Origin of the sequence: Microcoleus sp. Z1_A1 (assembly GCF_036700305.1) — a bacterium.
In the GTDB taxonomy this organism is placed as follows: domain Bacteria; phylum Cyanobacteriota; class Cyanobacteriia; order Cyanobacteriales; family Microcoleaceae; genus Microcoleus.
The window spans coordinates 16,618-39,188 of sequence record NZ_JAUBOR010000014.1 but is presented as its reverse complement, the minus strand read 5'-3'; the positions used below and the strand labels follow the sequence as shown (position 1 = coordinate 39,188).

The following is a 22,571-nucleotide window of genomic DNA, read 5'->3' as shown; positions in this document are numbered from 1 at the left end:
GGTGGAGGAATGCCCTGGCCGATCGCGGTGAATCAGTGTAGGAGAGAGGGGAAAGCATGGAGAGGAGAGGATTTGAGAGTTTTTATAGGGAAATGTGCGACAGGTTATGCCTAGATTAATTACGATTTGTGGGGCGACGGCGACGGGGAAGTCGGGAGTGGCATTGGCTTTGGCGGGGCGACTACAATCCTCGATCCTCAGTGCGGACTCCCGTCAAGTGTACCGCGAATTTGACATCGGAACCGCAAAACCGACGGCGGTCGATCGCACTTGTGTACCGCATCACTTAATTGACATCTGCGATCCGACAGAAACTCTGACACTAGCAGAGTACCAACAGCAAGCTCAAAAATTAATTGCTGATGTCGATTTTCCTGTTTCTCCCCCCCTGTTGTTGGTGGGAGGGACGGGCTTATATATTAAATCGATCGTGCGCGGTTTAAAAATTCCGAGGGTAGCGCCGATGCCCGAATTGCGATCGCAACTAGCAGAACTCGGACAATCTCAATGTTACGCGATGTTGCAGCAGGTCGATCGCTCTGCCGCCGAGAAAATTCACCTCAATGACCCAGTAAGAACTTTAAGAGCACTGGAAGTATTTTATGCGACCGGTCGCCCTATTTCCGAACAGCAGGGCGAAAATCCTCCCAATTATCCTATTTTACAAATTGGGTTGGATTGCGCGATCGATGTTTTGGTCGATCGGATCAAACAGCGCACCGAACAAATGCTAGAACGCGGTTGGATTGCTGAAGTAGAATATTTGTGTAAAAAATACGGCTGCGACTTGCCACTGTTGAACACGCTGGGATACCAGGAAATGAAACAATATTTGGCTGGCGAGATTAAGCTTGAAGAAGCGAAAGAATTAACAATTTTGCACACGCGGCAATTTGCGAAGCGTCAGCGGACATGGTTTCGAGCCTATCCTGAAATTGAATGGTTCGATGTTAGCATACCCGATTTGTGCGATCGAGTTTGGCGGAGGGTTGCAGAGTTTTGTGAACAATAAAGAGTTTTTTTACCGCAGAGGGCGCAGAGGGCACAGAGAAAGAGTAAGGAGAGATGTAAGTGTTATTTTTAATTTGGCAAAATTTCTCTAATTCTTTGCCGAAACAAACGCACAGCAGCACGCTGTCCGACTGTTCTGCTTTGTTCGATGAAACCGGGAATTTCAGCAACTGGTAAAAAGGGAAATGCTAAACTGCGATCGCACATTTCATATTTCCCTTTTCTCGTTCCCAGGATCTGCCTGGGAATGCCTGAATCCGAGGCTCTGCCTCGCACAAATAGGGAGGCAGAGCCTCCGGATCTGCGTTCCTAGGCTGAGCCTAGAAACGAGGGGAAATCCGTCAATTAACTGTACAAACTCGCCACATATTCGCCGTAACCGTTATAGGGCAAAGTTGGGCGAGTTTCCCACGACCAACTGTTACCGGGGCCGACTATGCGTTCGCTGGCCTGCGACCATCTGGGGTGCGGTTTGTCGGGCTCGACATTTGCTTCAAAGGCGTATTCGTTGGGGCCGATTGTATTCCAAAAAGTGGCGGGCTGTTGTTCGACAAATTCAATTTTTACGATCGACTTTGCGCCCTTAAAACCGTATTTCCAAGGAATCACTTGCCGCAGCGGCGCACCATTTTGCTTTGGTAGCCTTCGGCCATACAAGCCTGTGGCAAAAAATGCTAAATCGTTTGCCATTTCTTCAATTCGCAGACCTTCGGTATAAGGCCAAGGATAAAATTGCGACATCAAACCGGGGCCGGGAGTTATTTTGGGATCGTAAAATGAGGTAAAGCGAACGAATTTAGCTTTCGATTGCGGTTCGACATCAGCCATCAGTAATTTCATGGGAAATCCTACCCAAGGAACTACCATCGCCCAGGCTTCTACACAGCGAAATCGATAAACTCGTTCTTCGATAGGAAATTTTTTGTTGAGGTCGTCAATATCATAAGTGCGGGGATTTTTTACTAAACCTCCTACTTCTACTTTCCAGTTTTCTGTTGGCAAAGCTTGAGCGGCTTGCCAAATAGATTTTGTGCCGCCGTATTCGTAAAAATTGTTGTATTTTGTAGCTAAGGCTTCGTCGGTAATCGCTCGATCGACTTTCGCAAAGTCGGGATTCCGGCTCAATCCCGCATATGCTTGGGTTGAGCTTTGATCCAGAGCAGTTTTTGAGCTAGCATTGCTTTGGCAGCCGATCAGCGGCAGCAGGGAAGCAGTCACGCCGGCGCCAATTAAATTGGTCATGAAGCGGCGGCGGTTGAGAAAGGCTGTTTCTGGGGTAATTTGGGGTTCGAGAATTTCCCAAGGTTTGGGTACGCGAATTAAGGGCATAAGTAATAGTTAAAAGTTAGTAGTTCGTTTGGCAAAAATTGCCTAAGTTTTAATCAGCTAGTCGATTTGACATTAGAAAGTTGAACTTTTAGATTCACTCCATAGAACAAAGAATCGCCGATGTTTGGCAAGACCTCGCCATTGCTTTGCTGCGATCGCAATGCAAGTATTGGCAATGACAGTATAGCGTAATTCGGTAATAACTGAGATATTGCACCATTCTAAACAACAGGCTTTCCGGCCTGTTCCACAAAGAATGATTTTCTTGTGGGGTAGGCATCCTGCCCGCCCATAGGATCGACCTATTAAACCTCGCTCGCAGGAAAGTCAGCAATTATTTACGTGCGATCGACCGCAGCAATTGTGGCGAAAATCTGGGAAACAATTATGATCAAGCAAAGATTCCAATTATTTAATTTGTCCACAGGAAGCGGCACGCACCGCCCCGCTTTCCTCCCCCACCGAATGTCGGACGGGGGTCTCCAGCGGAAAGACAAATGAGTTACTGCATCAATCCCCATTGCCAGAATCCCCAAAATCTCGATCGCGCGACAGTATGCAAAAGTTGCGAGTCGAACTTGCTGCTAAAAGGCCGCTACCGAGTTTTTCACACCCTCGGTCAAAGTCTCACTTGCCGCACCTTCTTAGCTGTCGATGAAGACCAACCTTCGCAACCCCGCTGCGTCATTCAACAGTTCTGCGCGCCTGCTGCAGGTTCCACACAAGAAAACTGGGCATTTCGCCGCTCGGCCTCAGTTATCGACAAGTTGGGCCAACATCCCCAAATACCGAAACTGCTGGCATCTTTTGAACTCGAAGGCTGCCAGTATTTAGTGCAAGAATACATCGAAGGCCGCAATTTAGCCGATCGGCTTTCAGAAAAAGGTGTTGTTAAAGAAATTCAAATTTGGTATCTGCTGAGCGAATTGTTGCCAGTCCTGCAATTTGTTCATGAAAATCAACTGATTCACGGAGATATCAAACCGTCGAATATTATTCACCGCAAAAATCCCCAAGCATCCCCAGCTTGGGCAGGGAAAGAGGGTTTACATTCCGTGTCTCAGGAAAGTTCCTCTGGGCTAGTTTTAGTCGATTTCGGCGCGGCAATTCGGGCTAATAGTGGCCCGATCAAAACAGAAACGGTGACAGGTTCAGCAGAATACGCGGCCCCGGAACAAATTAAAGGCCAAGCGATTCAGAGCAGCGACATCTACAGTTTGGGCGTCACTTGCATTCACTTGTTAACGGGAATGTCGCCCTTTGATTTGTTTGACATCAAATCCGAAAGTTGGGCTTGGAGACATTATTTGAAAGTACCAGTTTCGGCGCGACTCGGCCGCATTCTGGATAAAATGGTGCAGCGAGAACCATCAAAACGCTATCGATCGACCGAGGCAATTCTCACAGACATGAATTACGGCCCGGCACCGGTAGACGTGATTCTCAGCAAACCCAAGTGGACTTTGGCAATGTGGGGAGGAACTGCGGTTGCCCTGCTGTCCGTAGTGCTGGGTTCTCGCTTGCCTTCTCCTGCACCGCAGGCTTTCACTTCTGGTGAGCCTGTTTCTAGCATTCCCGAAATTCGGTTCAATCCGCCCCCGATGCAGGATTTCAACGGTGATGCATCGCAGTCCGGGCCTGCTGTACGCACTCTGGCGGATCTAGACAAAAACCCGGTTTGGACGGTAGCAGTTGCTCCCCAGGGCCGCGCGATCGTCAGCGGGAATAACGACGGTACAATTCACTTGCGGCACAAGCGTCACGGCAAGCTGCTCAAGGTTTTAGCCGGACATTTGGGGCCTGTGTGGTCGGTGGCTGTCAGCCCCGACGGCAGGACGATCGCCAGCGGTGGCGTTGACGGTACGATTAAATTGTGGAATTTCTATTCTGGCAAGTTAATTCGGACTTTGGACGGACACCAAGACGGCGTGTTCTCGGTGGTTTTCAGTCCCGATAGCCGGACTGTGGCCAGTGTCGGTAAGGACAAAACTTTGAAGTTGTGGCAAGTCGAAGGCGGGGCCGAGTTGGAAACTCTCAACCGGGTTTTTGACGAGGTGCAGGCGGTGGCTTTCAGTCCCGATCGAGAAACTTTGGCGATCGGCAGCAGCGACGGTAAGATCAACCTGTGGAACTGGCAGACTGGGGAATTCAAAGAAACTCTTTGGGGTCATTCTGAGGCGGTTTGGTCTCTGGCCATCAGCCCGGATGGTCAAACTCTCGCCAGCGGCAGTTGGGACAAGACGGTGAAGCTGTGGGATATCAGCGCAAATAATCAGTTCGGGCAGCCCAACGGTTCTCTGCTACGGACTTTGAGCGGCCATTCCGACAAGGTTAAGTCCTTGGCTTTCACTCCCGACGGAGACAAACTCGCTAGCGCCGATTTGAGCGGCACTATCAAGCTGTGGCGCATGAGTTCCGGCGAAATGGCGGGCACGCTGAAGGGTCATTCTACCTGGGTGGATTTGGCTTTTAATCCTCAAGACAAAACTCTGATCAGTGGCAGTTTTGACGACACGATTAAGGTGTGGCGACTGTCTCCTTAATTTTTTCGATCGCCCGTTCGATCGATTTTTGAACAGCTAGGGCGATCGAACATTTAGCTAATTTATCTATCAACACTTCGGACAGTTTCAATGCCCACGCATGGGGTGGCGAGAAACCCGGTTTCTATGAGTTTTGCTAACAGGAACAAGAAATATAGTCAGCAACCGGGTTTCAGATCGTCAAAAGTGCGTCCAGAACTTTGCTGACTTTTATCTTGTTTTAATCGGGGTGCCCTAAAACCTCTATGCTACGGTTGGTAATCAAAAACTGTCCGAACTGTTGGTACAGAAACAAATTTAAAATTGACAATAGTCAGAATATCCCTAGAAATCGCGGTTGCTAACTAACAGTTGTGGTAAAGTAGTTTTGGCTGTTAAAGTAAAATCTATGACCGCAAATTCCGAGTTAGCAGAGCAGTATTTGTCAGCGGGCGATAGCCTTCAGAAATCAGGAAAGCTTGAGGAGGCGATCGCTCAATATCAAAAATTACTAGCCATTCAAGCCGATAGTCCGATCGCACTCAACAAGATAGCAGAAATTTATTATACGCAACAGAAATATGTAGAGGCGATCGCCTCCTGTTACCAAGCACTTCGTCAGCAACCCAATTTCGCCGCCGCCTACAAAACCCTAGGCAATATCCTGCAAGCCCAAGGCAAAATAGACGCGGCAATTCGTGCCTACTCCAAGGCGATCGAATTCGATCCTAATTTTGTCGAAGCCTATGTTAACTTGGGCAGTATGTTTTACAAACAAGGCCAGCTCGATGACGCCATAACTTACTATCAAAAATCTATCGTTATTCAACCAGATTTAGCCGTCGCTTATTGGAATTTAGGCAAAAGTTTGGAAGAGCAAGGTCGAATCAATGAAGGTTTATTTTATCAAAAAAAAGCTCTCAACTTACAGCCGGAGTTAGAAGCTAGAAGCAATTCAGTAAAAAATCACACTTACTGAAGAGGAATGTTATAGTCGGAATAATTCTATCATTAACGATGCAAGCTGGATCAACATGGAAATTAGCCAGAATCCGCTCGAATTCCTAACGGCTAAAGTACAAGAAACTGTTGCCGATACCCAAAACTTAGCCAACCAAATCGCTGCTAAAGTTGAGGAAAGTGCAACTGTATTAACAGGGTGGGTACAATCAGCGCCAAGTTCAATTGTTAGTGCTGGGGCGATCGCCACTCAAGAAGCTTTTAAAATAGCACATAACATCCGTTTTGAGAACCTGCCAAGAAATCTGCAATCGAAATTTGCTAGGGCTGGGATGCGTGACGGAATGCGAAATGTTCAAGAAGCAGCAAAAGTATTTGAATCCATACCCGCCCAAATTCGTGCCCAAGGCCCAGAAGCAATTCGCAACTTCTGTCAAGATAAAGATTGGAGTCACATCCAAGCGCACGTCAATGGAGGTGGAAGCGAAGCTGCTAACGGGATTTTTGAATATTTTTGGGTGAATCGTGCTCGCGGTGGTGTAGACATGACTGCTGCTGAATTAGCAGTCGCTAAGCAAGTTTTAGCGGATGCAGCGTTTAAAGCAGCAGTTGCGGAAATCGTTGGGGCTGCAATGAAAGGGGCGATCGCAGCAGCAGTAATTGAGTTAATATTTTCTATCTTAGAAAACTCGCTATTGTGCGTTGAAGGCAAAATTACCCAGTCAGAGTTAGTCGAACAAGTCGCCACTGCCACCGCCAAAGCTGGCATTGCTGGCGGTGTTATTACTGGCATTCTATTAACACTGTGCATGATATTTCCCCCCATTGCTGCGCTTTTAGGTGCCGCAGCGATGCCCTTGGCGGTTGCAGGTATTGGTTTTATGGGAATTCGCGCCTGGGAAATCTTTTGTCACGGCGATCGACTATTTGGTATTACTCAACAAACACAAAAATTTCTGGGGATGACTGAAGCGACAACACAAGCAAATAATCAGAATCTTGACTTTTTCAAGAAGTCGAAGTTTTTGGTATTCTGATGATTGGGAAATATAAATATGTAGTTAAACACCAAAAATAATCCTAGAACAACCTGAATTGTAGGGGCGGGTTTTACCAACCATAATAGCCTAAGACTAATAATCTTATAAACCCGCCCGCTCCCATGTAATGTTTATTTCTACCCACTTACTTAATATGGATTCATTAGAAAAAACTCAAGATCAGCAGCATCCGCAATACAAGCGCGATCGAGCCAGTGTCGATACTTTATTAGCAGGAGAAGCAACCGAATACAATTTATCGGAATTAGCAAGATTAATAATTCGCTACCGAGGCTTTCCCGGCGCTAGAGATATTCAATCCGACTTAAAAAAAGTCCTGCAAAAATGGAATTATACCGAAGAAACTCTTTACGAACAAACCCGTAAAATTCACGCTACAGGTGAGGTTTACAGGCGACAAAAAAGCGATCAAGAAGATTGGGTCTAACTTTAGAAACCGGGTTTTTGGCAGTTTCTGCGGGCTGTAACGCGTCTTCTCGTAAAAAAAGCCTGTTTGTGACCAGTCGTGCGTCTACGACTATTAAAGCAAAGTGCGATCGCCTCAAGTCAAACTCAAAGGCGATCGCACTTAATTCCACTCAACTAGGCCCGAAAAGCCCGCGCTACAGAAACTACCTTACAACAAAAACATTTGTTGTAATATCGCTTTGAGCAACCGCTTCAACCATACCCAAATAGTTAGTGCCGACGTTAATTGCCGTAGCACTGACAGCAACTCCTCCATTCAGATTCAAACTTACAGCTTCATTAGTTTCTAACCACTAAATCGCCCGTACTGCTATTTATTGACAAGCTACCCTCGTAAAATACATCCCACAACTCGGGCAGGATGTCCAGCTTCCTGTGCTTGGATCGAATTGCAAGGTACCCCTGTTGCTTCCACTTGCCAATTGGAAGTTCACAGCCTTTCCATATCCCCTCAACCGACAAAACGTATCTGCCCCCAATTGGCGTGCGTTAGGATCTAGCCCATTAGCACCTTTTAGCGCTACATCAATTGGGATACCATTTTCACCGACAGGATTTTCAAAAAGGCGGATGCCACTGTTACCGGCATTTGGCGTTGGAGTTGGTGGTTTAGGCTGTGGTGTACCTTGGCTAATCGGTTGTGGTAATTTGCACCAGCTAAACTCTAAATCATTCAAAGCAGTATCATCTCCCCTTCCTTGCTGACCTTCAACTTTCGCGCGAACACCACAAATTGCCGAATTCGGCGGACCTGTTACCCAATTTGGTGTCCAAGCTCCCCATTGAGCTCCACCAGATGCTTCAATTACAGTGCTATTACTATTACTACAGCCAAAAGTTACAGAATTTGCTCCTGTATCATCACCATTGCCTTGTGGTGGTTCTACTTTCAGTTTAAATGCTGTTGCATAACTTCCTTTCGGGCAATTAGCTCCTTCACCCCAATTCCCCCAAAATCCCGGATGTGGTACAATCCGCTCGACCATGTTTCCCGCACGATCGTAACAATATAAGGCAACAGCATTGAGTGCAGTATCGTCGCCCCCACCTTGATTCGGTTCAACCCTCATCGAATATCCACCCACGTAGCTACCACCAGGGCAATAAATTGCGGTAGACCATCCTCCCCAAGGTGTGGCATTAGGAGCATTTTTTACGCCAGTAATGTCATTGCGAAAAGAAGCAGCACTAGCAGTCAAAGTGCTAGTGATAAGAGAAAGCGCTAAACCGCTGGCAATCCACACATTATTTTTCATAACTAAACCTCTCAATTGTGATGATTCTGGTCAATCGTCAGGGGATATTTTTTACACTCCCCGATAGCAATAATCCGGACAGTTTTTAGGCGTTGCTGAATTTAGGTAGGAATTCACATTTCCCAATTGCTATAAGACCCGGGAGGGTGAGTTTTGTAACATCAAGCGAAAAGTTGATTCATACGCCAGAATCAGCAACACCAGTTTTTATATGGCCCAATGGCTTATTCTGTAGGACTTCGCAGCCCCTGTGGATAATTAAATCAATGTCAGCTCCACCCCGCTCGTTGCATTTAATGGGACTTTATTTATGATCCTTGCGCCGCGTAAGCTTGTAGTCTCGTTCCAAAAACTGTCCGGAGTATTGCGATAGCAAAGGCGGTTAAAAATTAGGCTAAAATGAAAGAGCGACAGTCAAAGTTCAAGAATTCACTAAATTGTAATACCCTTACTTTGCACCACTATTTGTGATGTATCCCCACCCAATAAAAATTATGGTTGGGGCTTCCGATATAGTGATGGGATGAGCCAGACGGAGCTATTTTCTGATGTATTCTAGCTTCTTTAATGGCTAATATCGTTTCCGGTTGGAACGGAATTATTTATATATTTGGATGGTCAGTGCGAGCGAGACGCTCGCACTACTCTATACTGCATGATTCCGATTTAACCGGATTTGATATAACTTCTTTCTGGCACGATCGCCCTTTTTCTTAACAGACTTCTTGGCAGAAACAGATGAGAGTTTTGACTCAGACGATTGTTGGTTCGCTTTTATTGGTTGCATATCGCTAACCCCACCCAAATCAAAGATTATGGGTGGAGACTGCGCGATCTCATTTTCCTTCAATTTTCAACTGCGTCAAACCATCTCTGGTGAAACTTGCATTGCCGGCTGCGGCTGGAACTGGAACAGCGAATAAACCACATTGCGGCGGATATCCGTCATCATGTCCAAAAACAGCTCGTAACCTTCAGTTTTGTACTCGATTAACGGGTCTTTCTGGCCGTAACCGCGCAGCCCTACCGACTCGCGCAAAGCATCCATTTGTTGCAAATGTTCCCGCCACAAAGTATCAATTTGCTGCAAAATAAAGAACCGTTCCGCATCGCGCATCAATTCAGCTCGGATTGCATTAACTTCCGCTTCTTTCATGTCGTAAGCGTTGCGGACTTGTTCGTGTAAGAAAGTTTTAATTTCCTCAACGGACAAATCTTCTAGCTGATCCGGTGTCATGTCAGCCAGCAAATAAACAAATTCCTTCACCTTGCTCACAAGTTTGTCGAGTTCCCATTCTTCCGAAGGTAAGTCGGGGTTGATGTATGCTCCCACGATGTCGTCCATCGTCTGTTCGGCATACCTAATTACCTGTTCCTTGGAGTCCAAACCTTCCAATACTCGGCGACGTTCCGCATAGATTGCTCGACGCTGATTGTTCATCACTTCGTCGTATTCAAAGACCTGCTTGCGGATATCGTAATAGTAGGTTTCGACTTTTTTCTGAGCGCCTTCGAGGGAACCAGTCAGCATTTTAGATTCGATCGGCATATCTTCCTCAACACCGAAAGCCTTCATCAAACCGGCAACCCGTTCGCCGCCGAAAATCCTGAGCAAATTGTCATCCAAACTCAAGAAAAACCGCGTAGAACCCGGGTCTCCTTGGCGTCCCGCCCGGCCGCGCAACTGATTGTCGATCCGGCGCGATTCGTGGCGTTCGGTACCGATGACGTGCAAGCCTCCCAACCGCACGACTTCATCGTGTTCGGTGCTGGTAAAAGCATCGTACTCCCTGCGAGTTAAATTGTAAGCTTCCCGCAATTTTTGAATTACGGGGTCTTTTGTCGGCGCTTTTTCCGAAGCTATAGCCACGATATCATCGGCTTGCAATTCCGTGAGCGATCGCTCCCCGTACTCCTTCACCGCCAATTCCACCGCCGCTTTGAGCATTTGCTCGGCATCTTTCGATAGCTGCGTCGGGAAAATCTGCGCCGAAGCTTTCCAAGACTTTACCTTTTTCGCAGTTTGACCAAAACCTTGAGGTGCGGGGCGGCCGCCAATACCGGGTACTTGCACCAGCGAAAACCCGTCCTCATCTTCGGGTTGCACAATCCGGGGCATAAAATACTCCCGCAACTTGAGGCGCGCCATGTACTCAGAATTACCGCCCAAAATAATATCAGTACCGCGTCCCGCCATGTTGGTCGCGATCGTCACAGCGCCTTTGCGTCCGGCTTGAGCAATAATTTCTGATTCCCGCTCCACATTTTCCGGTTTAGCATTAAGCAAATTGTGAGGAATTTTCCTCTCCTGCAGCAGCCGCGACAGCAACTCCGACTTTTCCACACTCGTAGTGCCCACCAGCACCGGCCGACCGATCTCGTGCATTTCCCCGCATTCTTGGGCGATCGCATTCCACTTCCCAGGCTCCCCTTTATAAACCATATCCGAAAGGTCAGTACGGCTGGTAATCCGGTTAGTGGGAATCAGCGTCACTTCCAGTTTGTAAATCTTCTCAAACTCCGTCTCCTCAGTCTTCGCCGTCCCTGTCATCCCCGACAGCTTCGGATAAAGCAAAAAGAAATTCTGATAAGTAATTGTCGCCAGCGTCTGAGTTTCCGGCTGAATTTCCGCCCGTTCCTTAGCTTCGATCGCCTGGTGCAAACCGTCACTCCAGCGCCGTCCCGGCATCACCCGCCCGGTAAACTCATCCACAATCACCACTTCGCGATCGGCATTGACGATGTAGTTAATATCCTTAATAAACAATTCCTTCGCCTTAATCGCATTAAAAATGTAATGCGCCCAAGGGTCAGCCGGGTCGTACAAATCCGTAACACCCAACAACCGCTCAGCTTCACCAAAGCCTTCATCGGTCAATAGCACATTCCGAGCTTTTTCGTCAACCTCGTAATGTTCTTCATTTTCCTTTCTCAGAGCAGCAGCCACCTCAGCCGCCCGGATATACTTCTCACTGGGGCGTTCCACCTGGCCGGAAATAATTAAAGGCGTCCGTGCTTCATCAATCAGCACCGAGTCAACCTCGTCAATCACGCAAAAATTAAAAGGACGCTGCACTACATCTTCCATGACAGTAGCCATGTTGTCCCGCAAATAGTCAAAGCCGACTTCGCTGTTAGTCGCGTAGGTAATATCGCAGTTATAATTTTTCTTTCGTTCCACCTGATCCATGCCCTGCTGAATCAGTCCCACAGTCAATCCCAGGAAGCGGTGCACCTGTCCCATCCATTCCGCATCCCGCCTTGCGAGATAATCGTTGACGGTGATGATGTGTACGCCTTTACCGTTGAGGGCGTTGAGGTAAGCCGGTAGCGTCGCCACGAGAGTTTTGCCCTCACCGGTTTTCATTTCGGCAATTTGGCCTTTGTGCAGGATGATGCCGCCGAGGAGTTGGACATCAAAGTGGCGCAGTCCCAAAACCCGCTGTCCCGCTTCCCGCACCACTGCAAAAGCTTCCGGCAAGATTTCGTCTAGGATCTCTTTTTCTTCGTTGATAGATTTAGCTTTTGCCAGACGTTGTTGAAACTCGGCCGTTTTTCCTCTGAGGCCGTCGTCTGAGAGTGCGCGGAAGTCTTCTTCCAAAATATTGATATCAGCTACCCAAGGCTGAAATTTTCTCAGTTTGCGCGCGTTGGGATCGCCTAGCAGATTTTTAAACATGGCAGGAGAGGCAGATTTTTAATAATTTAGCTATTAGCTTTCAGGGTTACGGGCTGTAGTGTTAGCCACAACATATACCCTCCCCGATTGTAGCAACCATTGGGTCTCCTGGGCCGTCGCTGCGGTCGATCGACCGATTTTAGATTTTCGATTTTAGATTTTAGATTGAAGTTGGTGAAGGTGGGTCGCGATCGCAGCTCAGGTATATGTGCTTATTGACAATTGCAGGGCGTAACAGGTGCGAAAGCCTGTTCCACAATAGATTAATGTTTTTGTTGGATTAATTTCAGCAACAGGCTTTTCGGCCTGTTTTACAATAGATTAATGTTTTTGTTGGGTGGGCCCCAGAGCCCGCCCCGATCGCCCTTATGGAAAAAGCTGTAACATCTCAGGTCAGATTAACCCTAGTTTGAAACAGGCCTCGGCACTTCGTAAGTCAAAAAGTCATAGGCCATTTTCGTATTCGGAAAAATAGCCTGCGCTTCCTTTAGCAAATCATCCAGGACGATCGCATTCCCCGGAGCGTAACGCGGGCTAAAATGCGTCATAATTAGCTGTTTCGCCCCAGCGATCAAAGCCACTTGAGCCGCCATTGTCGAAGTTGAATGCAGGCGATCGAAGGCCATTTGAGCATCTTGATGAGCAAAAGTCGCTTCATGCACCAACAAATCAGCATCCTTTGCTAATTCCACGGCCCCGTCACAAAAAACCGTGTCGGTACAGTAAACAAACTTCCGCCCGACTTGATCCGGGCCACAAAAATCAGTACCTTTAAACTCTCGCCCGTCCTCTAACTTTACCGTCTTTCCTTGTTTTAACTCCCCGTAAATTGGCCCGGAAGGAATGCCCGCTGCCTTCGCTTTTTCTACATCAAAATGTCCCGGACGATCTTTCTCAGTTACGCGATAACCAAAAGCAGTAACTCGGTGCTTCAAAGGGCCACAACTAACAATATATTCGTCATCTTCATAGATAACTCCCTCATGGATTTTGTGTACCTTCACCGGGTAAGAAAAATGAGTTTGAGAATAGCGAACGCCAGCTTGCAAATATTCTTCAAGTCCCGGAGGCCCGTAAAGATCGATGCGCTTGACATTCCCCGCCAAACCGCAGCTAGCCAGCAAACCCATTAAGCCGAAAATATGGTCGCCGTGCAGGTGAGTGATGAAAATGCGGCTTAGTTGGCTGACTTTGAGCTCGCTGCGGAGAAACTGGTGCTGAGTTCCTTCGCCGCAGTCAAACAGCCAGAGTTCCGCTCGCTGGGGCAAGCGGAGGGCGATGCTGGAAACGTTGCGCGATCGCGTGGGTACGCCGGAGCTAGTTCCGAGAAATGTAATCTGCAAGAGTCAAATCACCTCAATTAAGTCTTAAAAAATATGTTACATATATCCAGAGTGCGGCTGATCCGACATACAGGAAATAGTCGCAGGCAGGAACCGGGATAAATCGCTGTTCCTGGGAACATCTACTTGCTAAAATCATTTTCGACAAGCGCACAGAGTGCCAAACCCAATTCTAACGTTTTCTTTCTTCCGTTCCCCTTCCTTTTTCCCTTCCCTTCCCTTAAAAATTCTTAAACTCACACAGCACAGGAGGAAAATTTTCAAATGCAGTCAGGAGTATTCTTTGTTTCCGTTCTTTCGACATTAAAAAAACGCTACTTTTGGATTTCCTTGTTGTTTTGGCTGGCAATGGTAGCCCCAGCACAGGCCGCACTGATCTTGCGAGTGGCGGTACAAGACGGGGCCAGTCAGATAAAAGTCGGCAGTTCTACTAAGGCTGCAATCCGCGACGGTAGCGGGCGCAATTTGGGCGAACTGCCGGCAAACAGTTCTCAGTCGGCTCAATTTCGATCGGGAACAGTGGCAATTGGTCGCTGGGCCGCCAACCAAGTTTGGATCGAGCCGACGGGGAACGGTTATGTCTGGATTGGCGATCGTTGGTATCGGGGACGCACCCTTCTAGTTCCCCAAAAAGGAGGCTTGACTGCCATCAACTACGTCAATATCGAACAATATCTCTACAGCGTTCTCGGCGCCGAGATGAGTGGCAATTGGCCTCAAGAGGCTTTGAAAGCCCAAGCAGTCGCCGCCCGTTCCTACGCTATCCACCAGCGCCTCAAAAGCGAAACCGACCTTTACGACGTGGACAGCACTCAGTATTCCCAAGTTTACAAAGGACTGCAAACAGAATCTTCTGGCACTTATTCCGCAGTCGATGCAACCGCCGGTCAAGTTTTGGCCTACAACGGTCAGATTATTTTAGCCGCTTTCCACTCTGCCTCTGGGGGACATACTGAAAATGTCGAGGATGTTTGGACGGAACCTCTGCCTTACCTGCGTGCTGTTCCTGACTTCGACCAAGGGGCCCCGGTTTATCAATGGAAAGAAAATTTTTCTCGCGCTCAAATCAGCAGTAAGATTTCTGGCGTGGGCAATGTGATCTCGATGAAGCCAGAACGCACTACCGCTCACGGCAGCGTTTTGAGGATGAAAGTAGTCGGAGATGGCGGTTCTAGGGTCATGACTGGCGCAGATTTACGCCGGGTTTTAAATTTGAGGAGTACGCGGTTCACCGTGATTCCTCAATATGGGGGCGGTGGGAACCCAAGGAACAGCGGCCAAGCTCCTACCGGTTTTCAAGTTGCTGGCAAAGGTTTCGGCCATGCTGTAGGAATGAGCCAGTGGGGTGCCTACAATTTGGCCAGACAAGGATACGGCTACCAGCAAATTTTGTTGCACTATTACCGAGGTGCTACTTTGGCTAGAATTGCAGTCCAGTAACTGCTGGGAGTGGGCAAGAAAGAAGTTCGGCAACGGATTATGTAACGGATGTAACGGATGTCAGGAAGAAGGAAGAAGGAAGAAGGAAGAAGGAAGAAGGAAGAACGGAAAAACAACTATTCCTGTATCTCTGACTTCCGTGTCCTGAATACAAGGAATTGGGAACTTGTACGGCCCTTCGACTACGATCGGGAACCGCGTAGTGGCAGGCCAGAAACCGCGTAGCCGAAGTATTGGAAATTGGAAATTGGGAATTGGGAATGACTAATGACTAATGACTAATGACTAATGACTAATGACTAATGACTAATGACTAACTACATTAAGGATTGCTATGCAAAAGTGGGAGTATTTATTTGTGGATGCGAATATGTATCCTTTTGGAAACAAGCTGATTAGTTTATATGTAAACGGTGAAGAACAGCGAGATTGGAAACAAGGCTCGCTGCATCTATTTGTCAATCATTTGGGGGAGGAAGGATGGGAACTTGTGGCTCTGGATCATGACTCGAAGTATGACCAAAATTGTTTAATTTTTAAACGCCCTAAGCTTATTTAATAAAACTCGGATTAGAAAAAATTATGACATCCATAAAGATTGATATTTTCCATAATTCTTAGCCACCAGCTAAAAGCCCGTTCCCCAACAAAGATATTTTATTGTGGAACAGGCATTCTGTCTATTCTTGAAAAGGGTGCAAGATTTTAGCAACCTAACTTAACAACAAACAACTGTTTTTTTCATTCGTATTACAAGTTTTCGGATCGATCGATCCGGCGCTGCCACTCGGCATTTATTTTGGGTGACTGTTCTAGTTCTTGTTGGGTTAATTCTGTTTCTGTTGTATAAGCTAAGTCTTCTCCAGTCAGAACGTTTTCTGCTGCAAATTCCTGGGCGTATGCCAGTTTTTTGAGTAAGTTGGCATCGGGTTCGTTTAATAACATTGCTCGCTGCTGACGCTCTTGATTGCGGGATTCTATCCGGCTATTTTTCCACTGAATCCAAAAGTAGCGAATTAAAGGAATTGCGAGAAATCCGACGCCATAAATCAGGATCATGGGATAAACAGCGCTGACGAAACCGATAAATCCACCTGCGATTAAATTATTAGTTAATAGATTCCCCAAAACTAACGCACCGACAAGATTGACGGCTCCTAACCCTGCTGCGAGCATGATTTTGCCGGAACTGGCGTTGCTGAAACGCCACAGCATTTCTCGCAAATAAGCTGCTACTGGTTCAGAATTTCTCTCGGTGGCTGTGGTTTGCAATTGCGGAAAATGGTAGACTATTTGCCCTTCGGGACTGACTTCGGGGCGGCCGTCAAAACGGGCGAGAGCCGGTAACATATATTCTTCGTATTCTCGGGCGTATCCTTGTCCGAGATTGTCTAGATATGGGGCAATTTGTTCGGCGACGACGGCGCCTCGGCTGTTGCGAATTGCCGTGGCAATATCGCTCCACTTACGCTCTTCTAGATTGTAATTGGGATTGCCGTCTCCAAATAGAAATGAGAAAACTGCTTCCAGAAAACTCATCTCGGGTTTTTGGTCAGTTAAGCGCGATCGCTGCTGGTAGTATGGTTGGTCATGGTTCCAGTAAAATATCCAGATTAAGTCGTTCCAGAAGTAGGGAAAAAAGGAAAAGCCGCCGCCTCTGCCGCCCCCGCCACCACCGTCTCCGCCGCCCCCGTTGTTATTGCTATCGCCGCTGGAGAGTAAAATCGTGATAGCAACAAAAATTAAGAGGATAGAAGCTACCAGCACTATGCCGAAAGATATCCGAATCAGATAAAATAAAATGCGCCAGATTTTTTGCCACCATTCCTGCAACTGCAATCGCAAGAATTTGTTTCGCAAAATATCTCGAAAGTTCTTGGGAAATAGGTAGGCAATGTCGCCGGATTCTGCTACTTGCAGGTTGCCACCTGCTTCGGAGGCGAGGGTTAACAGTTCTCGCTGGGCAAAATTGACATCTAATCCAGCTTTTGCCGCCACGTCTCCAACCGTAACGCGGTAGCCAAGTTGTTCGACGGCTTGCATAATGGTGGGATTCGGAGCCATAGGTTTCTCTCTGTGAAAATTACCCGGTTATTTTTATTATATATTGCGGGAATTCGAGCTGGTTTTGGCGATCGCGTTTCTGATTTTTTTTGAGGCTGCCCTTGACTTTGGGGCCAAATATTGCTAGTGTTTTGCCGAATAACTTTTAAGTATGGGCTGAACTCGGATAACTTAATAAAACTTTGTGATTGAATTTCTTCTCGGCAGGCTATTTGCTTGTTTGCTCTGAGGGTCAAGGAGGGGGGATTATGGGTACAGTTAGTAAGGTACGGTGTGCGATCGCCCGTTGGCGTTAGCAAAGCAATCCGAACGAAAGCCATAGAAAAGGGTCGCCCCTGCACCCTCCAGCATAACTTTTCCCTTCGGCGCGGGTTTTTGTAAGTTTTGTGTAGAGTGCCAGAGATATGTTAAAGAAATCTAGTTTTTTTGCCAGTCTTGCAAGACTTATATAAAATAGATAGAGCTTGCGCGGGTGTTAAACCCAAGGGCGTGTTTTAAGGTTCGCAGGTGCGATCGACTAAACTTTTTAGCGCCCTCAACACAACGGCCCACTACAACAGTGGCGCAATTATTAATAGCAAAACTTTACAGGCTAATTTTTCTGATTAGCCACTAACCAAAGAATCGCATATGCCAAGAACTCAACGCAACGATAACTTTATTGACAAAAGTTTCACGGTAATGGCTGATATCATCCTCAAGATTATGCCAGCCAAAAAGCAGGCGAAGGAAGCTTTTGCTTATTACCGGGATGGTATGTCAGCTCAAGCAGATGGCGAATATGCTGAAGCGCTCGACAATTACCATGAAGCGCTGAAGCTGGAGGAAGATCCTTACGATCGCAGTTATGTCTTGTACAATATGGGGCTGATCCATACTAGCAACGGCGAACACGATAAAGCTTTGGAATATTACAGCGAGGCTTTGGATCTCAATCCGAGAATGCCACAAGCACTAAATAATATTGCTGTAATTTACCACTATCAAGGGGAAAAGGAAAAGGAAGCTGGCAATATTGAAGGCGCGGAAGGGCTGTTTGATAAAGCTGCGGATTATTGGAAGGAGGCGATTCGCTTGGCCCCAAACAATTACATTGAAGTGCAAAATTGGCTGAAGACAACAGGCCGATCGCAAATTGATGTGTATTTTTAACTAGGATGGGCAGGGGGCACGGGGCATAGTTAGTAGTTAATAGTTGGTAGTTAAGCTGTTGTGCATCTAATTTGACAGTCAATTTTTCTACAATTATTGTGGAACGGGCATCTTGCCCGTCTCTGGATTCAATTTAAATGCGTAGCAGTTTAGTCGTTTCTCTAATAACAAATAACAATTCCCTATGCCCAATTCCCAATTCCCCATTCCTCATTCCCCATTCCCCATTCCCCATTCCCAATTTCCCATTACAGATTTTTATGATTGACAGAGAAGAAGTTCGGAAAGTAGCGAATTTAGCGAGATTGGAATTAACGCCGGAAGAAGAAGAGCAGTTTACTGGTCAACTTAACGGTATTTTGGATTATTTCGAGCAGTTGAGTGAACTGGATACGAGTAAGGTACAGCCGACAACGCGGGCGATCGATGTTAGTAATGTAATGCGATCGGACGATTTGCAACCTTTTGCTAAGGGAGAAAGTATTTTGGAGGGAGCTCCCGATCGCGATGGGGAGTTTTTCAAAGTGCCTAAGATTATGTAGGGTTCCCGCTGCGTAGCTAACTGAGGAAAATCACTTGTGGGGCTGGCTCCCATGCCAACCACACAAGCAGATTAAACTAAGTGTGGAACAGGTAATAAGTAAGCCCGGTAGAAGCCACCCCACAAGCAGATTAAACTGATAAAAACCCAAAACAATCTCACTCATAGGGATAAATCTGTAACGTTCATTCTTGGGGTGACAAATAGTCATGTACGTATTAATTGGTGGAGCAGGAATGATGGGGCTGGGTTTAGCCCAGCAGCTATTAAAAGTCGGTCATACGGTTGCCATCATCGATGCCGACCCGCTGGCCTGTCGCTTTGCTCGTGAAAAAATCGGAGTAATGGCATTTGAAGGCAGTGCGGTGAGTACAACGGTTCTTCTGGAAGCGGGAATTAAACAAGCAAACGCAGTCGTTGCAGCACTCAGGGATGATGCACTGAATTTAGCGCTGATCACCCTATCGAGGAGCTATGGCATTTCGCATATTGTGGTGCGAATGCGCGATCGCGAATTCCTGGAAGCCTATCGACTTGCCGGAGCCAGTCACATCATCAGCACTATTGATTTGGCAGTTGCATCAATGGCGAATGCGATTGAATATCCCCAAATCGAGTCGATGATGCACTTTGAACACGGGCAAGTCGAGGTACTAAAGCTGCCAGTTCCAGGCGATTGCAAGGTGGCAGGTAGCACCGTTGCTCAAATTGCTCAAGACCCCCGTTTTCCAACAGGTTCGCTGATTATTGGTTATCAATGCCATGCCTGCGCCAATCTGGAGATTCCAAACGGCAATACTGTTCTTGAAGCAGGTTCTACCATCTTGGTCGTCACCCGTCCAGAGCTAGTTCACCAAATGATTGATTACCTCGGCATTCGCGCTAGTCATCTGCCAACGTTAGAAGTTTCTCATCCAAATCTTTGATGTAAGGATGAACCAGATCCTCTGGGACAATTCGCTTGCGGAGGGCATCGCTAACTGCTCCTTTTTCTGCTAGAAGCAATCGCCGTCGAATCGTATCTAGCCCGCTGCGATCGCCCTGTACTTGCCCGGCCCGATGTTGATTGTAGAGATCGCGCAGCACTCGCTCAGAGTGCGCTACTCGTGCTTGATACGATGCCCATAATTCCTCGTAAACTGCCTTCGGCAACACGCCAGATTTCAGCAAACTATCTAGCTCATCTTGAGCCGCTTTGGAAGCAATCAACTGAATTTGTAACTGCCCTGCTTCCTGCATTACATCAGAAACACGGCTAATTTGTAACCGTTTTACTAGCCAGGGTAAACTTAATCCTTGTCCGACCAAGGAGAATAAAACTGCACCGAAAACCAGCGCAATGATGTTATCTCGTCCTGTCAATCCCAGAGGAATACTAAGCGCCAGTGCCATCGAGAGTGAGCCTTTGATGTTTCCCAGAAACAGAACGTGCTGCCAGCGCAGGGGAATCGGACGATCGAACCACCGCAGCGCCGCTAACAACAGATAAACCGAGAGAATCCGTGCCAGTTGATACGCCAAAATAACGAACAGAATGGATGGCAAAATTCTCCACAGTGTCAGCGGGTTAATCTCAATGCCGATCAGCAGAAAAATAAATGTATTGACCCCAAAACCAGCGTACTCCCAGAAGCTGAGTAGCGTAATTCGATCCGAGGCTGACGTACTGCGAGAAAGCCCCAGATTGCCAAAAATGAGTCCGGCGATCACCACAGCCACCGCACCGGATACCCCCAAAAATTGCCCGATTTGGAATGTTCCTAACGCCAGCGCAACAGTCAGCAAGAGACTACTCAACGGGTCATTTAATCGAACAAATATTGGCAGACTCAAGTAACCTAAGATGACACCCACGAGTCCCCCACCCAAGGCAACCACGAGCAGTTCTTTAAGTCCTCCCACGACGGTAAGAGAACCTGTAGCATAAACAACTAGAATCAAATTGAATGAAACCAGGGCAGCCGCATCATTGAACAGAGTTTCTCCCTCAACAATGGTGGACAATCGAGAAGGCACACGGATCTCTTTAAAAACCGCGATCATTGAGACTGTATCAGTGTTTGCGAGAATGACTCCGATTAGCAACGCCGGAATCCAGTCTAGTCCTAGCCCAAATTTAACCAGAATAGCGATAATTGCTGAGGAAAAGATCGAGCCTGGGCCCGCCAGCAGGGCGATCGGCTTAAAGGTGCTGCGGAGACGGCTGATATCCGTATTGATAGCTGCTTCAAAAATAAGAATGGGTAGAAAAAGATTTAATACTAAAGATGGGTCTAAACCTATTCGACGCGACAATACCTCCGTAATGGGCAAGCCTGCTAACACTAAGCCCGTCACATAGGGAATTCGCAACCGTTGGGTTACGAGTGCCACAACAGTTGCAATCAGCAGCAGAATGATCAAGATGATGACCAATTCAGAAATAACTCCTGCAGTTTGGCTATTTGTAGCAGGATCGCTGCCCAACGGAGGTGCTTGCGCTACAATCGACTCGATCGCCGATATTCCTGTCATAAATTCGTTTTCCTCACAGAAATTGACAGATTAACTACGGTTTTAGTCTACAGGAAACGGTTCACTATGCTGTAGGCGGAACTGCAATTTATGTGGTGTATTTGGATGAATGCCGATGAAGCTGAAACAGGATGTCTGGGTTGGTTGGGCGCTAGGGGCGTTTTTAGAGTGCAATTTTTTTGGTAGAGTTCTGGATAATTTCCCAACCCTTACAAAATGCTAATTCGTCTTAATTGTGCTGGCTTTTCTTTTTTGAACAGTCTCTTCTGAAGCATGGCAGACCCGATCGCGGTTGTCGAATCGGCGAGTAATGGAAGTTGTCGAGCCATCTGTGAGGAATAGGAGAGCGATCGCCCAAAGTCATCAATAGTCAAAATTAGGACTATTTTTGGACGTTCTGATTCGCGGGAATAAATTCCTCGAAGGTAATCGTCCTTTCTTACCTTGAATTTATGTGGCATCACAGACACGCCACGTCAGAATCTCCCAACGTTTAAGGACAGGTTCAGCAATCACGATCTCATTTTCTCTTGCCTCCATGACGATCAAATAATCTCCCTGGTTAAATCTGTCGTTGTAAATTCTTGCTTGTTCTTCTGGCACCAACCATCCTTGAAGTGCGCCATATAGACCGCCAGCAGTTGCAGCAATCCCACTTCCAGCGAAAGTTGCTAAAAGGCTTTCCACCGCTAATGCCTGACCAATACCGGGAATTAGCAGGCTGCTGAGTCCAACAATTAAGGCTAGTGCACCTAGTCGTATGCTGCCGTATATCGCGCCTAATTGTGCGCCTGCTGCTCTTGTGATTACAATTTGCTGCACCCCCAGAGAGTCCAAATCATTATTGTCAGAAGGTTTAGCAATCACTGAAATCTTGTGCATGGGGAAGCCCCTGCTTTTTAGCTCAACAAGCGCCTGCTTTACATTTCGATGATTAGTAAATAGGCCGCTAGCACGTTTGAGATTTTGGGAAGTCATGATAAATATTCAATATTCAACGCTACAAAATTGGTAAATAGTGTGTAAAGCCGCTTTGAATGACCGCATCACAAAAACTGCTTATACCGAATCCGGGTTTGGAGATTCTGTTATTCTTTAGTCGGCGCAGGCAGACTGTGTTTGTATAGAAGCGGTTTTAACCGCCGATCGATCTACTTATACCGAATCCGGGTTTGGAGATTCTGTTATTCTTTAGTCGGCGCAGGCAGACTGTGTTTGTATAGAAGCGGTT

The 22,571-nt window shown here is 47.1% G+C and carries 18 protein-coding genes; 10 read left to right on the top strand and 8 right to left on the bottom strand.

Annotated features, from left to right (window positions below):
• Nucleotides 1-106 precede the first annotated feature (106 nt).
• Complete coding sequence (gene miaA / locus QT973_RS11660; RefSeq protein WP_333273172.1) at nucleotides 107-1,012, top strand: tRNA (adenosine(37)-N6)-dimethylallyltransferase MiaA; 906 nt, start codon at nucleotides 107-109, stop codon at nucleotides 1,010-1,012.
• Nucleotides 1,013-1,080: 68 nt separating this feature from the next.
• On the opposite strand, the gene QT973_RS11655 is transcribed toward miaA, so the two are convergent.
• Nucleotides 1,081-1,218: a hypothetical protein gene (locus QT973_RS11655; RefSeq protein WP_333053602.1), complete on the bottom strand. Its 138-nt coding sequence runs from the start codon at nucleotides 1,216-1,218 to the stop codon at nucleotides 1,081-1,083.
• Nucleotides 1,219-1,356: 138 nt separating this feature from the next.
• Nucleotides 1,357-2,340 carry a protein-methionine-sulfoxide reductase catalytic subunit MsrP gene (gene msrP / locus QT973_RS11650; RefSeq protein ID WP_333053603.1) on the bottom strand — a complete coding sequence of 328 codons (984 nt, stop codon included), beginning with the start codon at nucleotides 2,338-2,340 and terminating at the stop codon, nucleotides 1,357-1,359.
• Nucleotides 2,341-2,837: 497 nt separating this feature from the next.
• Between msrP and QT973_RS11645 the strand changes: the two genes are divergently transcribed.
• The 4 genes from QT973_RS11645 (at nucleotide 2,838) to QT973_RS11630 (ending at nucleotide 7,310) form a co-directional block, all read left to right on the top strand.
• Complete coding sequence (locus QT973_RS11645) at nucleotides 2,838-4,883, top strand: serine/threonine-protein kinase (protein WP_333391359.1); 2,046 nt, start codon at nucleotides 2,838-2,840, stop codon at nucleotides 4,881-4,883.
• 388 nt (nucleotides 4,884-5,271) lie between these two features.
• On the top strand, nucleotides 5,272-5,841 hold the full coding sequence (locus QT973_RS11640) for a tetratricopeptide repeat protein (protein ID WP_333053605.1): 570 nt from the start codon (nucleotides 5,272-5,274) through the stop codon (nucleotides 5,839-5,841).
• A gap of 55 nt (nucleotides 5,842-5,896) precedes the next feature.
• On the top strand, nucleotides 5,897-6,859 hold the full coding sequence (locus QT973_RS11635; protein ID WP_333260620.1) for a hypothetical protein: 963 nt from the start codon (nucleotides 5,897-5,899) through the stop codon (nucleotides 6,857-6,859).
• A 157-nt stretch (nucleotides 6,860-7,016) separates the two neighbouring features.
• A complete protein-coding gene (locus tag QT973_RS11630; protein WP_333053608.1) occupies nucleotides 7,017-7,310 on the top strand; it encodes a DUF3288 family protein in 294 nt (97 codons plus the stop codon).
• A gap of 355 nt (nucleotides 7,311-7,665) precedes the next feature.
• Here QT973_RS11630 and QT973_RS11625 read toward each other — a convergent pair whose 3' ends face one another.
• The 3 genes from QT973_RS11625 to QT973_RS11615 form a co-directional block, all read right to left on the bottom strand.
• The gene (locus QT973_RS11625; RefSeq protein ID WP_333053610.1) at nucleotides 7,666-8,607 is read right to left on the bottom strand and encodes a hypothetical protein; all 942 of its coding nucleotides are present in this window, start codon (nucleotides 8,605-8,607) and stop codon (nucleotides 7,666-7,668) included.
• A gap of 862 nt (nucleotides 8,608-9,469) precedes the next feature.
• Nucleotides 9,470-12,286 (bottom strand): preprotein translocase subunit SecA, encoded by a 2,817-nt coding sequence (secA, locus tag QT973_RS11620; protein WP_333053611.1) that lies wholly within the window; start codon nucleotides 12,284-12,286, stop codon nucleotides 9,470-9,472.
• 404 nt (nucleotides 12,287-12,690) lie between these two features.
• Nucleotides 12,691-13,629, bottom strand: a complete 939-nt coding sequence (locus QT973_RS11615; RefSeq protein ID WP_333053612.1) for a ribonuclease Z — start codon at nucleotides 13,627-13,629, stop codon at nucleotides 12,691-12,693.
• A 264-nt stretch (nucleotides 13,630-13,893) separates the two neighbouring features.
• Between QT973_RS11615 and QT973_RS11610 the strand changes: the two genes are divergently transcribed.
• Both QT973_RS11610 and QT973_RS11605 read left to right on the top strand, forming a co-directional pair.
• On the top strand, nucleotides 13,894-15,069 hold the full coding sequence (locus tag QT973_RS11610; RefSeq protein ID WP_333391356.1) for a SpoIID/LytB domain-containing protein: 1,176 nt from the start codon (nucleotides 13,894-13,896) through the stop codon (nucleotides 15,067-15,069).
• Nucleotides 15,070-15,403: 334 nt separating this feature from the next.
• Complete coding sequence (locus tag QT973_RS11605) at nucleotides 15,404-15,628, top strand: hypothetical protein (RefSeq protein WP_015174403.1); 225 nt, start codon at nucleotides 15,404-15,406, stop codon at nucleotides 15,626-15,628.
• Between the two features lie 191 nt (nucleotides 15,629-15,819).
• Here the strand turns inward: QT973_RS11605 and QT973_RS11600 are convergent, their stop codons facing one another.
• On the bottom strand, nucleotides 15,820-17,133 hold the full coding sequence (locus QT973_RS11600) for a hypothetical protein (RefSeq protein ID WP_333312830.1): 1,314 nt from the start codon (nucleotides 17,131-17,133) through the stop codon (nucleotides 15,820-15,822).
• 630 nt (nucleotides 17,134-17,763) lie between these two features.
• Here QT973_RS11600 and QT973_RS11595 point away from each other — a divergent pair.
• From QT973_RS11595 to QT973_RS11585, 3 genes are all read left to right on the top strand, one after another.
• Nucleotides 17,764-18,285, top strand: coding sequence for a photosystem I assembly protein Ycf3 (locus tag QT973_RS11595; protein WP_333039118.1), 522 nt, complete (start codon nucleotides 17,764-17,766; stop codon nucleotides 18,283-18,285).
• 260 nt (nucleotides 18,286-18,545) lie between these two features.
• Nucleotides 18,546-18,827, top strand: a complete 282-nt coding sequence (gatC, locus tag QT973_RS11590) for an Asp-tRNA(Asn)/Glu-tRNA(Gln) amidotransferase subunit GatC (protein ID WP_006635952.1) — start codon at nucleotides 18,546-18,548, stop codon at nucleotides 18,825-18,827.
• Nucleotides 18,828-19,035: 208 nt separating this feature from the next.
• Nucleotides 19,036-19,752 carry a TrkA family potassium uptake protein gene (locus QT973_RS11585; RefSeq protein WP_333053615.1) on the top strand — a complete coding sequence of 239 codons (717 nt, stop codon included), beginning with the start codon at nucleotides 19,036-19,038 and terminating at the stop codon, nucleotides 19,750-19,752.
• On the opposite strand, the gene QT973_RS11580 is transcribed toward QT973_RS11585, so the two are convergent.
• Together QT973_RS11580 and QT973_RS11575 are read right to left on the bottom strand one after the other, a co-directional pair.
• Nucleotides 19,709-21,340 (bottom strand): sodium:proton antiporter, encoded by a 1,632-nt coding sequence (locus QT973_RS11580; RefSeq protein WP_333232516.1) that lies wholly within the window; start codon nucleotides 21,338-21,340, stop codon nucleotides 19,709-19,711. The genes QT973_RS11585 and QT973_RS11580 overlap by 44 nt on opposite strands.
• A gap of 450 nt (nucleotides 21,341-21,790) precedes the next feature.
• Nucleotides 21,791-22,318 (bottom strand): hypothetical protein, encoded by a 528-nt coding sequence (locus tag QT973_RS11575; RefSeq protein ID WP_333053617.1) that lies wholly within the window; start codon nucleotides 22,316-22,318, stop codon nucleotides 21,791-21,793.
• Between the last annotated feature and the right edge of the window lie 253 nt (nucleotides 22,319-22,571).